9 protein-coding genes and 1 riboswitch are annotated in these 13492 nt (G+C 51.4%); of the genes, 2 read left to right on the forward strand and 7 right to left on the reverse strand.

The features are described from left to right. Positions 1-193 precede the first annotated feature (193 nt). The 4 genes from LOZ80_RS30165 to LOZ80_RS30180 all read right to left on the reverse strand — a co-directional run bounded on the left by LOZ80_RS30165 (position 194) and on the right by LOZ80_RS30180 (position 6290). Complete coding sequence (locus LOZ80_RS30165) at positions 194-1930, reverse strand: glycerol-3-phosphate dehydrogenase/oxidase (RefSeq protein ID WP_443146988.1); 1737 nt, start codon at positions 1928-1930, stop codon at positions 194-196. Between the two features lie 133 nt (positions 1931-2063). Next, positions 2064-3572 (reverse strand): glycerol kinase GlpK, encoded by a 1509-nt coding sequence (glpK, locus tag LOZ80_RS30170; RefSeq protein ID WP_238168066.1) that lies wholly within the window; start codon positions 3570-3572, stop codon positions 2064-2066. Positions 3573-3590: 18 nt separating this feature from the next. Continuing rightward, the gene (locus tag LOZ80_RS30175) at positions 3591-4154 is read right to left on the reverse strand and encodes a glycerol-3-phosphate responsive antiterminator (RefSeq protein WP_238168067.1); all 564 of its coding nucleotides are present in this window, start codon (positions 4152-4154) and stop codon (positions 3591-3593) included. A 159-nt stretch (positions 4155-4313) separates the two neighbouring features. Continuing rightward, complete coding sequence (locus tag LOZ80_RS30180) at positions 4314-6290, reverse strand: GTP-binding protein (RefSeq protein ID WP_337950983.1); 1977 nt, start codon at positions 6288-6290, stop codon at positions 4314-4316. Between the two features lie 155 nt (positions 6291-6445). On the opposite strand from LOZ80_RS30180, the gene LOZ80_RS30185 reads away from it, so the two are divergent. Next, complete coding sequence (locus LOZ80_RS30185; protein WP_238168068.1) at positions 6446-7141, forward strand: DNA-3-methyladenine glycosylase family protein; 696 nt, start codon at positions 6446-6448, stop codon at positions 7139-7141. 328 nt (positions 7142-7469) lie between these two features. Here LOZ80_RS30185 and LOZ80_RS30190 read toward each other — a convergent pair whose 3' ends face one another. Continuing rightward, complete coding sequence (locus LOZ80_RS30190) at positions 7470-8036, reverse strand: TetR/AcrR family transcriptional regulator (RefSeq protein WP_238168069.1); 567 nt, start codon at positions 8034-8036, stop codon at positions 7470-7472. A gap of 15 nt (positions 8037-8051) precedes the next feature. Continuing rightward, positions 8052-8783, reverse strand: a complete 732-nt coding sequence (locus LOZ80_RS30195) for an MBL fold metallo-hydrolase (RefSeq protein ID WP_238168070.1) — start codon at positions 8781-8783, stop codon at positions 8052-8054. 165 nt (positions 8784-8948) lie between these two features. On the opposite strand from LOZ80_RS30195, the gene LOZ80_RS30200 reads away from it, so the two are divergent. After that, the gene (locus LOZ80_RS30200; protein ID WP_238168071.1) at positions 8949-10022 is read left to right on the forward strand and encodes a M42 family metallopeptidase; all 1074 of its coding nucleotides are present in this window, start codon (positions 8949-8951) and stop codon (positions 10020-10022) included. A 421-nt stretch (positions 10023-10443) separates the two neighbouring features. Here the strand turns inward: LOZ80_RS30200 and LOZ80_RS30205 are convergent, their stop codons facing one another. Further along, positions 10444-13245 (reverse strand): right-handed parallel beta-helix repeat-containing protein, encoded by a 2802-nt coding sequence (locus LOZ80_RS30205; protein ID WP_238168072.1) that lies wholly within the window; start codon positions 13243-13245, stop codon positions 10444-10446. A gap of 82 nt (positions 13246-13327) precedes the next feature. Continuing rightward, positions 13328-13415: riboswitch (cyclic di-GMP riboswitch) on the reverse strand. Positions 13416-13492: the final 77 nt, after the last annotated feature.

Genomic DNA, 13492 nt, shown 5'->3' on the forward strand with positions numbered 1-13492 from the left:
TCCAATCTATTTTCGTTATATATTGGTTCCGACTCGAGAAAAAGTTCATTTTATTTTCTCTAGGAGCCGCTTGATTTCCTACTTGCCTGCTTCTTAATATTCAAAAAGCCGATGAGAGCATATTAAATCTGCTCTCATCGGCTTTTCACTAGATTAAATTATTCATTTAAAGGCGAAGCAGAACGCCAGCAGCCTAAGCCTCCAACGGGTTCACGGCCTCATGCAGCAGCAGCTCCAACTCGGCTGCATAAGCCTTAGCCTGCGCTTCGTCCCAGCCGAAGCGCTCTGCCAGGTAGGCGCCCACCGGCGCCTTCCACTGCTTGGCCCACGCGATGTTGAAGAAGAGGGCGCCTGTCCGGCGGATGAAGAAATCCGCCGGCTTCACGACCATCTCGCGCTCCATCGCGTACACGAGCGCAGCGAGCACAGCGGCGGGCATGCCCCGCTGCGCCGCTTCAGCCCGGTGCTGCTCCAGCAGCTCGAATACGGCATCCACGTTGGAGCCGTAGCGGTGCGCGAGCAGTTCAGCTTCGCTCTGGGTCAGCCCCAGCCGCTGGCCTTGGCTGATCTTGCCCTGCAAGAACGGCGCCAGCTTCGCGGAGCCGCCCACCTCGCCGCCGGAGATCGGCAGCGTTCGGGTGCGGCTCGCCGGCAGCGCCGCCGAGACCGTGCCCTCCGCCAGCAGCATGGCGGCGATCTTGTCCACGACCGACTCCGCCATTTTGCGGTAGCCGGTCAACTTCCCTCCGGCCATCGAAATCAGGCCGGACGCTGACACGAAGATTTCATCGCGCCGCGAAATCTCAGAAGGGTCTTTGCCCTCTTGATGGATCAGCGGGCGCAGCCCGGTCCAGCTCGATTCGACGTCAGCCTCCGTCAACCCGAGGGACGGGAACATCTCGTTCGCGGCGCGCAGCACATAAGCGCGGTCCGCGAGCGTGATGCGGGGATTCGCGATATCCCCTTTGTAATTGGTATCGGTCGTCCCGATGTACGTTTTGCCGTCTCGCGGAATGGCAAACACCATCCGCCCGTCCGGCGTATCGAAATAAATCGCCTGCCGCAGCGGAAACTTGCTCTGATCGAACACCAGATGCACCCCTTTGGTCAGGTGCAGCGTCTTGCCTTGCTTGGATTTATCCATCTCGCGCAAGGTGTCCACCCACGGACCTGCGGCATTTACAATCTTGCTCGCGTACAGCGAGTAAGACCGCCCGCTCCCTGCTTCTGCCCCCGCTCCACTGCCGCTCATCTGATCCACAACCCGCACGCCAATCAGCTTCCCATTCTCAACCAGCAGCTCCTCAACCTTAGCATAGTTCACGGCCAAAGCGCCCAATTCGACGGCTTTTTTCATCACTTCAATGGTTAACCTCGCATCATCCGTCCGGTATTCCACATAATAACCGCCGCCTTTCAGATCCTTCTTCTTCAGAAGCGGCTCCTGGGAAAGCGTCTGCTCAGGACGAAACATCTTGCGGCGTTCAGACCTTTTGACACCTGCCAAGAAATCATACACACGCAGTCCAAGGGACGTCGACAACTTCCCGAACGTGCCCCCTTTGTAAAAGGGCAGCAGCATCCACTCCGGCGTCGTGACGTGAGGACCATTTTCATAAACAATCGCTCGCTCCTTGCCGACTTCCGCCACAACCTTCACATCCAACTGCTTCAAGTAGCGCAGCCCGCCATGAACTAATTTGGTCGAACGGCTCGATGTCCCGGCAGCGAAGTCCTGCATCTCAATCAGTGCTGTGCGAAGCCCTCTGCTTTGCGCATCCAAGGCAATTCCTGCGCCCGTGATACCGCCGCCAATAACGATTAAGTCCAAAGGCTGTTCCGACATAGCCTGCAGCATTTGTGTCCTATTCAACCCGCTGAATCCGTGTGTTTCCTTCGTTATATGTGTATGGTTCTGTTCCATTGCCATCTCAATCTCTCCTCGCGTTTATCAAAATAAAAAAGCCACAACACACCTAACACGTTCACACGTGTAGGCCGCTATGGCTTCTCCTAGTCTCCAACCGAATATTAACTTGTTATAAGTATATCATTGCTATTGATTATTTGAAAGCCATTGCGGCATTTACTGCTTTTTTCCAACCGCTGTATAACTTCACTTGCTGTTCCTTAGCCATCGATTGGTCGAAAGCCTGATCCACCTGCCACTGCGCAGCAATCTCCGCCTGATCCTGCCAAAAACCGACCGCCAAACCCGCCAGGAAGGCTGCGCCAAGCGCCGTTGTCTCACTAATCACAGGACGCTCCACCGTAACGCCCAGCATATCGCTCTGGAACTGCATGAGGAAGTCGTTCTTCACAGCACCACCATCGACACGCAGCTTGGTCAACTGAATGCCGGAATCGTCTTCCATCGCCTGAAGCACATCCTTCGTTTGGTAAGCGAGGGATTCGAGCGTTGCGCGAATGAAATGTTCTTTGGAAGTGCCGCGCGTTAATCCAAAAATAGCTCCCCGAACATCGCTGTCCCAATAAGGAGTACCTAGCCCAACGAAAGCAGGCACGACGTATACACCATCTGTTGAAGCCACCCGCTTCGCATAGTCTTCCGTATCCTTGGCCGATTTAATCATCCGCAGCCCGTCACGCAGCCACTGAATCGCCGATCCTGCCACGAAAATACTGCCTTCCAGCGCATACTCGACCTTGCCCCCGAGTCCCCAAGCAATCGTCGTCAAAAGCCCGCTGCGCGAAGGTATCGCGTGATTGCCCGTGTTCATCAGCATGAAGCAGCCTGTGCCATAGGTATTCTTGGCCATCCCTTTTTCGAAGCACGCTTGCCCGAACAAAGCAGCCTGCTGATCTCCTGCCGCACCAGCAATCGGAATCGCTGACCCGAAGAAGAGGCTTTCTTGCGTATAGCCATATATCTCAGACGACGAACGAACTTCCGGGAGCATCCCAGCCGGAATGTCCAGATGACCAAGCAGCTCCTCATCCCATTTCAACTCATGAATATTGTAGATGAGCGTACGCGAAGCGTTTGAATAATCCGTCACGTGCGCTTTGCCGCCTGTCAATTTCCAAATCAGCCACGTATCCATTGTGCCAAAGAGTAGCTCTCCACGCGATGCCTTCTCTCGTGCACCCTCGACATGATCCAAAATCCATTTGATTTTGGTCGCTGAGAAGTAAGCGTCGATCAACAGTCCTGTGCGTTCCCGGAACAAGTCGCTTAGCCCCTGAGCCTTCAACGTTTCGCAAATATCAGCGGTTTGACGAGACTGCCAAACAATCGCATGATACACAGGCATGCCCGTGTGGCGATCCCAAACAACCGCCGTTTCGCGCTGGTTCGTGATACCAATTCCTGCAATTGCCGCAGGCTGTACACCGGATTCGGATAAAACAGCTGCCATGACCCCCTGAATAGAAAGCCAGATTTCATTGGCATCATGCTCCACCCAGCCTGGCTTTGGAAAATGCTGCTTAAATTCCTGCTGCGCGGTATGCACAATATGCCCTTTTTGATCAAAAAGGATAGCTCTAGAGCTCGTAGTTCCCTGGTCGAGGGAAAGTATATAAGAGGGATTCTTCCCTGTCGCTGTCATGTTCATGCCTCCAATTGTTCAAGATCGCTTGTGATAGTGCTCCCACAATTCCGTTTGTGACGTAGTCACAGCAGTCGCCCCTGCTCCTAGCGCCAGCTCCACATCCTCGACAGACCGAATGAGGCCTCCTGCAAAAATAGGAATCCCCGCTCGCTCCTTCACTTCCCGAATGATATGCGGAATCACACCGGGCAGCACCTCTATATAATCAGGCTGCGTTCTCTCGAGAAGGGTGTAGCTTTTGTCCAAAGCACTGCTGTCTAGCAGAAAAAGCCGCTGAATAGCAATCAGACCATTCTGTTTGGTCTTCGTGATCACATTCCCCCGCGTCGAGATAATGCCGGCAGGGCGAATGCTTTGACATAAAAATTCAGCGGCGTACTCATCATTCTTGAGTCCTTCGATCAAGTCCGCATGCAGCAGCAGCTTCTTCCCGTTCGCACGGCCCAAATCGACAATATTCTTCAATTGCCCGATGTGGCTATCGAGCAGCACAATATAAGTAAAAGACGACTTGAGGAGCTTCTCCAAATCCTTCATTTTCTTGATCGCTGGTAAAATGCGCTGTGTTTCTAATGACATGGCCCTCGCCTCCTTCAAAACAATAAAAAACTCACCAAGAAGTGCCAATTATATGCAATTGGCGTTTCTTAGTGAGTCTCCCGATCTCCGTCACAGTATATTAACTTACCCTCATTGTACTGAGGGGGGTGCCTGCTGTCAATGCACAAGATGACCCTTTTATGTCGACAGCGCTTTGCGTACTGCCAGAATATACTTGGACTGATCGAGTGGATTCACGCCCCGCCTCCTGCGCTCGGCCTGTGCATCGGGCGGACTCGGCTGATATCCTCCGAAGGATGACGTTATCACGCCTCGGCCGCCAGACATGGCGCTGAGCTTCACCGGATAGTCCAAAGATGTGGCCACAGGCAGCTTGCCTTCCACGACGAATCGGTCGCCGCTAATCTGCGGTGGATCGAAGATCGCACGCATCTGCACCAGATCGCTGAGCACCTTGCCGCCGTAGACTTCGGGTACGGTAATGCGCACTTGCAGCATGGGCTCAAGCAGCTTCGTGCCTGTCTGGGCGAGACCTTGCATTAGACCCATCGGCGTCGCGACAGCGAAGTCGAGCGGATGGGTGTGCCACACATGGTGCTCACCATATGTGAGCGTGACTTTCACGTCGGTCACTTCCCAACCGAGCAGACCTTGCTGGAGCGCCTCCGGCACGCGGCGCTCTACTTCATTCTGGTACTGCACGAGCAGCTGCTCGCCGCGTACCAGTGATTGATAGACGAGCCCGCTTCCCGGTTCACCGGGCTCGATGTGAAAGCGCAAGATCGCCCAACACGGCTTGGGCATCGTATAGGCGATGAAGCCTTCGCCAGATTGCGAAGGCGTTTCTTTGTAAATCACGGAAGGCTGATCGAATCTAGCCTGCAGTCCGAATCTGGAAGCGAGCAGACTGGTCAGGATCTCCAGCTGAATTGCGCCCATCACCTTCACGTGGAGCTCCCGCTCCTCTTGGAGCCACTGCAAGTCAAGCAGCGGATCTTCATCCGTCAGCTCCTGCAGTGCAGCCACTAGCCCAGGATACTGCGCATCATTCTCCGCATGCACCTGTACCGTCAACAGCGGTACTGCCAATCGGGGAGCAGGCGGGACAGCGTCCGGCCGGCCCAGGACGTCGCCGATTCGCACCTGCGTCAAACCGCAGACGGCGGCGATGTCGCCCGCCCCCACGAAACCAATATCCTCGGCGCGACGGCCGTCGATTCTGCGGATCTGGGTCACCTTCTCCTCCACGCCTCGCGTGTTGTTGAAGACGGTGTCCCGGTTGCGGATCGCCCCCTCATAGACGCGGACGTAAGCCATGCGCCCCATGGTCTTGTCCCGCTCGACCTTGAACACCACGGCCGAAAGCGGCTGCTCCGCGCTGCCGCTCGGCCCGGGCAAGTAATCGAGGATGGCTTCCAGCAGTTCCTCGATCCCAATCCCTTTGCTGGAGGCCCCCACCAGCAAAGGATAAGCCAGCCCCTGCCGCGCATAATGCTGCAGGGTTGATTTCACTTGGCGTGCCGGGATGGGCACGCCTTCGATATAGCTCGCCAGCAGCGGCTCGTCGAGCTCGGAGAGCTTCTCGACCGCTGCAGCGAGGTCGAGATCCAGCACGTTCTCCGCACCGCGGAACGTGTCTTCTATACCGAGCGGCGCATGAATCGGCACCGCCATCGGTGTAAGCTGCTTATGAATCTCCTCCAGTACGCGTGCCAGATCCGCGCCAACGCGGTCCATTTTATTCACATACAGCAAGGTTGGAATCTGCAGCGACTTGAGCGCATGCCAAATCATCTCCGTTTGCGATTGCACACCCTCCACCGCTGACACGATCAGAATGGCTCCGTCCATCACCCGCAGAGCGCGCTCCACCTCTGACAGGAAATCCACATGCCCCGGCGTATCGACCAGATTAATCAACGTATCCTTCCACGAAAAAGCCGTCGTCGCGCTGCGCACCGAGATCCCCCGCTCCCGCTCCACGTCCATAGAATCCGTCTGCGCGGTCCCGCTATCTACACTGCCCAAGGCCCGAATCCGCCCGCTATGATATAGCAGATGCTCCGTTGTCGTTGTTTTCCCCGCGTCGACATGAGCAAAAATCCCCACATTCCTTCGCGAAACCGATAATTGCTTACTCTTATCGTCCATCATCCCAATGCTCTGCTCCTTCTACCTCTCAGCCTTATCCTCCTATTATACTAAAAGCGCATTCAAAACGATAAACCTGCTACTCTCCAAAATGCGCAACCTATAATTACAGCTGTCGTATGTACTTCTAACTAAATCAATATGGAGGTAAGCACCTTATGGATCATCCCGCTTCCGAACCATCCCTCTCGCCTGAAGCTCCCATTCTGCTTCATAATGAGCATCCGGCTATCCTTGCGCTTAGCCAAGCCGATCCCAAGCTAGCTCAGCTTATCAGGCTCGTTGGTGAATTAACACTAATGCCCAGTTCCCATCCGTTTGAATCGTTAGCGATGTCGATTATTTCCCAGCAATTATCAGCCAAGGCAGCTGCGACGATAAAATCAAGAGTCAAACATCTCATACCGGACTTCACGCCCGAAACCGTTCTGGCTGCTGACGAAGCTGCGATCCGCGCTTGCGGCGTATCTGCCCCCAAGATCCGCTATATCCGCGATCTGAGCAGTAAAATTACAGCAGGCGAGGTGCTTTTGGATAGCCTCTATGAACTGGACAATGCCGAGCTGCTGAAACAGCTTACGAGTGTCAAAGGCATCGGCATCTGGACCGCCGAAATGTTCTTGATCTTCGCCTTGGGCCGCCCCGATGTCATGTCCTTGGGCGACGCCGGGCTTCAGCGCGCAGCCCGCTGGCTGCACCAACTGGGAGAACGCGAGGACGGCAACTATTTAGGCCAAATTGCTCCTGTCTGGGCACCCTACCGCAGTTATGCCTCCCTCTACCTGTGGCGCGCTGTTGATTTGGGCTTCGTTGCTTCCGGCCAGCGGGTGGAAGATTGCGTGAGCTTATCTTAATCTGTTGGTGAATATTCGTAGCATTTTCCTTGCTAGTGAAAGCAGTACACCTCATATAAGATCATATAAGAGCCTTTGAAAGCTCCTATTCATGCAAATTCTCTATTTTCAACCTATTTAGAAGCCTCCAGAGACTCCTATCCCGGGAAAAGGTGAGTTTTGACAAGTCACTTCTGTAAATAAAGGCCCTTAGGGTCTTCTATTTGCCTTGAGCGGCTGCTTTTCTAGGGAATAGAAGCTCTCAGAGACTCCTATTCTCAAATAAAAAAGACAGCCACAGATTGCTCCGCGCTGCCTATCCGACTCACTCATCTACGATCTCACCTGTTCAACTTGTAACCGACAATCCCCTCAAGTAAGTCGTTAAGAGCCTCCTCAAGCTCTCATCGCGCTCCAACCCCATACGGAAGCCATTCTTCATCTCCAGGGATGAGAAGCCATGCACGATGCTGCGGAATCCGCGCACAACATGCAAAGCATCCTCCTCGCTCAATGAATAGGACGCCAGAAGTCGAAGAATAAACATCACCACTTGCGTGCCTGCTTCCTTGACTTGCGGATCTTCTAAATCAGGCAGCGCCGCCATAGCATCATATAAACCCGGTTGATTTCGGGCAAAATTCACATAAGCGAAGCCAGCTGCCAGCAGTGCCTCTTCCCCCGATTTGCCGATCACAGCATCGACCATCGCCGCCTTGATATCTTGTAAACTCCGCTGCGACATCAATCTCCTGAGATCCGGCAGTCCTTTAATATGGTTGTAAAGTGAGGGTGTCTTCACATTCAATTTGGCGGCTAATGCAGCTAAAGTCACTTGCTCGATCCCCTGCACGTCAGCAATTTCAATTGCTGCTTGAAGCACAGTTTCCGTATCTAATCCTTGTCGAACGGCCATGCTGCTCCCCCATCTCTAAATGCTTGCGATTTCGATTTGAAAATTCTTCGACGCTTCATCCACAGCCTTATCCAACAACGCTTGCGGCTGCACGATCATCTGACCATGACCTACGGCTATCAGGCTTGGTTTCAAGGCCCGCAGTTTAACTGCGCTTGCCAGTGACACTTCTTTACTCCAAGTTGCCATGGCCGGGAACGGAAACCAGAATTTCACCACACCGGATACAGCAAATCCGCCGCGCACTTGAAACGCGTCGCCCGCAATCAACGCACGGCTGCGTATATCCAAGAATGCCATCATTCCCGGTGTATGTCCAGGCGCCGCTACCGCTTGCAAAGAACCAACCCTATCGCCATCTTCCAAATAAACATCCGGTTTCGTTTGGATCGCTCCGGGTTTAGGCACGGCCCCTTTGATCGGCTGGTTAGGCTCGCCAGCTTCCAGCTCTTGATTCCCGGCCAGCAGCTTTCCATCTCGGCGAGAGATATGCACGATGGCCTGTGGCAGCGCCTTTTTCAAACCATCCAGTGCGCCGATGTGATCCCCATGAGCGTGAGTCAGAACAATGCGGGTAATGGGTTTCCCTATCTTGGAAGCAGCTTCCAGAATGCCTTTGACACTGAATGGCATCGCCGCATCAACCAAAGTTAGCTCTTCTTCTTCCTCGACCAAATAACAATTAACGGGGAATACGTTTGGCATAAAAGCAACTTGATAGACCTGACCGATTTGCGTGATTTTCATAATAACGCCTCCTGATTACTATTTATATTAGTATAATAACTAATAACATTAGTTTAGTCAATGGGCAGTTATGCATTTATCGCTTTTGGCCTCCCTATGTTAAAATAATCCTCATACTTTGTTGTACAGCCAGAAGATCACACTTGATAAAGCGAGGGAATCCACATGAATACAGAAACCTTAGAACTTTTCCGAACCCTGACTGAACTGCAGGCAGCGCCTGGGTTCGAAAGAGAGATTCGCACTTTTGTACGCGGCGAATTGGAAAAATATACACAGGAGTTCGTCCAGGACGGACTCGGCAGTTTGTTCGGCATCCTGCGCGGCGATGAAGCCGGACCGAAAATCATGGTTGCCGGCCATTTCGACGAGGTTGGCTTCCTCGTCAGCGGCATCACCGAGCACGGCACGATCAAGTTCCAGCCGCTCGGCGGCTGGTTCAGCCAAGTACTGCCCGCACAGCGCGTGCAGATCATGACCCCGCAGGGGCCGATCATCGGTGTGATCGGCTCGGTGCCCGTGCACTTGCTGGACGAAGCGTCACGCAGCAAGCCCGCAGACATCAAGACGATGTATATCGACATCGGCGCGGAAGACAAAGCCGATGCGGTCGCCATCGGCATCAAGCTCGGGCAGCAGATTGTTCCCATCTGCCCATTCACCCCTCTGGCCAATCCGAAGCGGATTATGGCCAAGGCTTGGGACAATCGCTACGGCGTCGGCCTGGCGATTGAACTGATGAAGGAGCTTCACGGTACGAAGCTCCCGAACATCCTGTACGCAGGTGCAACGGTACAGGAAGAGGTTGGCGTGCGCGGCGGACGCACGGCGGCGAATCTCATTCAGCCGGATTTATTCTACGCGCTGGATGCCAGCGCCGCCGGGGATATGACCGGCGACCGCAATGCTTTTGGGCAGCTGGGGCGCGGGGCGCTGCTGCGTATTTTCGATCCCACGATGATTACCCACCGCGGGATGGTAGAGTTCATTCTGGATACGGCGGAGACGCATAAGATCCCGTATCAATACTTCATCTCCGCCGGTGGGACAGACGCTGGTCAAGTACACGTGCAAGGCACCGGCATTCCTTCCGCCGTCATTGGCGTCTGCGCGCGATACATCCACACTTCCGCGTCTATTCTCCACGTAGATGATTATGCAGCCGCGAAGGAACTGCTCATCAAACTCGTCCAAGCGAGTGATCGCACGACCTTGAACACGATCCATGCGGCCGTGTAATCCTTTTCCCTTCAAACAGCTAACTAGCGCCCTCTAGTTCCCTTATCTCTGTGCGACACAGCTGGATTAACTCCAAAATCTATAAACTTATATCGAATTAAAGAAGCTGTCCCAAGTCAAGTTCATGACTTCAGGGCAGCCTCTTGCTTTCAATATTGCACTACATGGAAAAGCTACCGTTAGATTAGGCATTTTTGCATGAAAACCCGGTTTACATGGAAAATCTCCCGTTATTTCTGTCTCTTTCTCACTGAATAACGATTTCCCCCTAATTTAGCGGGAGGTTTTCCAGTTAGATGACCGTTTATCGTTAGTAAAGCCAAAATAGCAGGAGAAATTCCTGTTAGATTTCGCTCCCCATCGAAAAAAATTAGAGGCTGCTCTCTAGGTTTTTAACCTATTGAAACAGCCTCTTTTTTCTTTATTTCAAAACAAATGTCGCCATTTTCCCATTTGCCGGTAATTGGTTACTTGCCGAATCGCTCCAAAGAAAGCCCAAATGAATGGTGCTGCCAATACTTATTCCAAGTTCAGTCTGTGGAATAGCTATTTCAATGGTCGAATCATTAACAGCATAACTAGTCTTACTTACGAAGCTTGTAACTTTAGTCCATGACCAAGATGAGCCCGTTCCGTTATAGCGATATAAATTACCATTCTCCACCATGAAATCAGCACCGCTTGAACTCCAATATTTTAACGAATAGCCAGTGGACTCATTGTTATCGGTGTTTATATAAATTTGGCTTTTACTAGTTAAACTACTCCCTTGAACTAACAAGTACAGATTCGTTGCATTGTTTGAAGCCTTCAATACTTTAACTTTAGAATCACCTGAGCTTAATACACCCACGCTGCTCCAATCACTACTTTCTCCGTTAACAACTACATTTGGTGAAGTTGGCGCAGGTGTTGGTACTGGTGTTGGTACCGGCGTTGGCACCGGCGTTGGCACTGGCGTTGGCACCGGCGTTGGCACCGGCGTTGGTACCGGCGTTGGCACTGGCGTTGGTACCGGCGTTGGCACTGGCGTTGGCACTGGCGTTGGCACTGGCGTTGGCACTGGTGTTGGTACCGGCGTTGGCACCGGCGTCGGCACTGGCGTTGGCACTGGTGTTGGTACCGGCGTTGGCACCGGCGTTGGCACTGGCGTTGGTTCAACAGCCCCTGTTTGACTACCATTGCCTATGGAAATAAACGACCCAGTAAGCGGAAGTTTATCTGTTTTGGAATCATTCAGCATGTAGCCTACCTGAATCGTTTCACCATTCGTTACAGCGAATGCTGACAATGGGATAGATACTTCCAGCGCTCCATTTGAGGCGATATAATTTTTCGTATCTTTATAGCTGGCAACCTTAGTCCATGCCCAAGTGGTTCCATCAGTTCCACTATACTTGTACAAGGTGCCATTTTCCATTAAGTAATCGGCTCCGCTCGAACTCCAATTCGAATTGATAAACCCAGTTGAAGCAGTTAGATCCGTATTGAAATAAAATTGATGCTTCGCTGCTGTGCCATTCCATTGTACAAGCAGATTCAAATTCGCATTTTCAATTTTCGCTTTTAACATCGCTGCGTTGGATGAACTCTTACTCAAGGGGGCTGTTGCCTCCCAATCCGCTGCATTGCCATCAATCGTTATGGATCCAGTGGGTGAAGGATTCGCAGGAATCGATAGGGATGTATGCTCAACTGCACCAATATCAATGGTAGCTCCTTGGATTCTAGCTGATCCCTTATAATCATCTATAGCATTGACTAAGGCACTGGCAAGACCCTTATCAATTGCAGGAGAGCCGGTCTGCAGGTTAAAATTATTCGCAGTCTTATCGGCAAATTTAGGATCAGCAAACTGCGAATTAGCATCGTTACCTGTCGCAGTCTTATAGGAATCCCATGTTGTATAGGTTTTACCTTGCCACTTCCATAACCCATTGTTCATTCCGCTTGCTGAATAGAACAAATTATAGTCAAGAACATTTGCTGAACCGCTTGTGTTAGTCTTGCTTAACATTGTTTTTTGAGGTTGGCTGTAAATAATATTATTTTTAAGTGTGTTATTCACCATATTCCACTGAAAAGCAATATCGCCATACCCCTGTAAAAGCGTGTCATTTTCTACAAAGGTGTTATTTATGATCTGATTGTTGCTTGCTCCGCCATTACTGGAGGAGGAACCGCCCATAATCAAGCCTGCTCCGTAATTATGGTGAATCCAATTGTTTTGTACTTTGATAGCACTTGTCGTTTTGCCCGTCTTTTCACTTGCTAGTTCGATGCCAAAATCATTGGCGTAGACGTGATTCTTCTCTATGACGATATTGGTAGCTCCGTCGGCATAAATCCCTCCAGCTGCATGCACGCCGCGATAAGCAGGGTTTGTGGAAGAATCAATATGATAGACGGTATTCTCTGCAACTCGTCCATTGCGTGTTTGGTCTACACAGGAACTAGCGCATGCACCATAAAATCCAGCTAATTCAATACCGATATTGTTATTGTCATGCACCTTGTTGCGTGTTATTTCAAAACCATCAATATTCCCGCTTAACGTCAGGGATTCACTCCAGCCCGTCACAAGATTATGAATATCATTGCCGCTTATCGTAAGATTGGTTATTGCAGTCGCCATATTGCCCAACACATGAATGCCGTGGGCATTACCGCCGCTTGCTGTATTTTTAATATCATGAATATGATTATTCAAAAGCTGGATGTTAGTACTGCCATTCGTCACGCGAATTGCCGCAGGATCCAAGGAACTGCTCGAAGCATTGGCATTAGCCAGTTCGAAACCGCTGATTTTGATGTAGCTTACTTTGGAGATATAGAACAGAGACTGATTTGCACTCGTTAATGTTAGACTAGAAGCATCGATTATAGGCGTTTCTCCAGCATAATTCAGAAATTGAATATAGCCTCCGCTTGCTGAGCCTGAACCTTTGACTGTCACCAGCTCACGATAGATGCCACCTCTAACATATACGGTATCTCCGGCAGCAAGTACATTGGCTGCCTTTTGAATCGTCTTCCATGGTGCAGTTAATGTCCCGGCGCTGCTGTCATTCCCTGAGTTGGAGACATAATACGTGTTTCCAGCAGCATGGACAGGGGCAGCGGAGATTCCGGCTACAAACAGCGCGCAAATGATGATGACAGCGAGAAATGTAGATACACATTGATGTAGAGTATTTATTTTGCGATTTGTCATTGTATCCATATCGTCAGCACCTCATTCTTTATTATAAAAAAGAAATAGGATACCGAAGAACGGTATCCGCAAGGTCCGCGAATTCGTTTACTTCGGCAACTGGCTGGCAACTCTTCATGAAAGAGGAAGCCCCTATAGTTTTGCGCCCCTTGATTTCCCAAGGTATGCCTTTTCGGTTTTATTAAATTCACAATAATCAAAAAATGTCGACAATTCTATAGTTCCAAATGCCCAATATTAAGAAATTTGTAAAACT

The organism is Paenibacillus sp. HWE-109 (assembly GCF_022163125.1).
In the GTDB taxonomy this organism is placed as follows: domain Bacteria; phylum Bacillota; class Bacilli; order Paenibacillales; family NBRC-103111; genus Paenibacillus_E.

What these genes read in the sequence shown, in the direction of transcription:
- LOZ80_RS30165 (WP_443146988.1), bottom strand. Translation starts at nt 1,930, where the DNA reads ATGGCAATGGAACAGAACCATACACATATAACGAAGGAAACACACGGA.
- glpK (WP_238168066.1), bottom strand. Translation starts at nt 3,572, where the DNA reads ATGACAGCGACAGGGAAGAATCCCTCTTATATACTTTCCCTCGACCAG.
- LOZ80_RS30175 (WP_238168067.1), bottom strand. Translation starts at nt 4,154, where the DNA reads ATGTCATTAGAAACACAGCGCATTTTACCAGCGATCAAGAAAATGAAG.
- LOZ80_RS30180 (WP_337950983.1), bottom strand. Translation starts at nt 6,290, where the DNA reads ATGATGGACGATAAGAGTAAGCAATTATCGGTTTCGCGAAGGAATGTG.
- LOZ80_RS30185 (WP_238168068.1), top strand. Translation starts at nt 6,446, where the DNA reads ATGGATCATCCCGCTTCCGAACCATCCCTCTCGCCTGAAGCTCCCATT.
- LOZ80_RS30190 (WP_238168069.1), bottom strand. Translation starts at nt 8,036, where the DNA reads ATGGCCGTTCGACAAGGATTAGATACGGAAACTGTGCTTCAAGCAGCA.
- LOZ80_RS30195 (WP_238168070.1), bottom strand. Translation starts at nt 8,783, where the DNA reads ATGAAAATCACGCAAATCGGTCAGGTCTATCAAGTTGCTTTTATGCCA.
- LOZ80_RS30200 (WP_238168071.1), top strand. Translation starts at nt 8,949, where the DNA reads ATGAATACAGAAACCTTAGAACTTTTCCGAACCCTGACTGAACTGCAG.
- LOZ80_RS30205 (WP_238168072.1), bottom strand. Translation starts at nt 13,245, where the DNA reads ATGGATACAATGACAAATCGCAAAATAAATACTCTACATCAATGTGTA.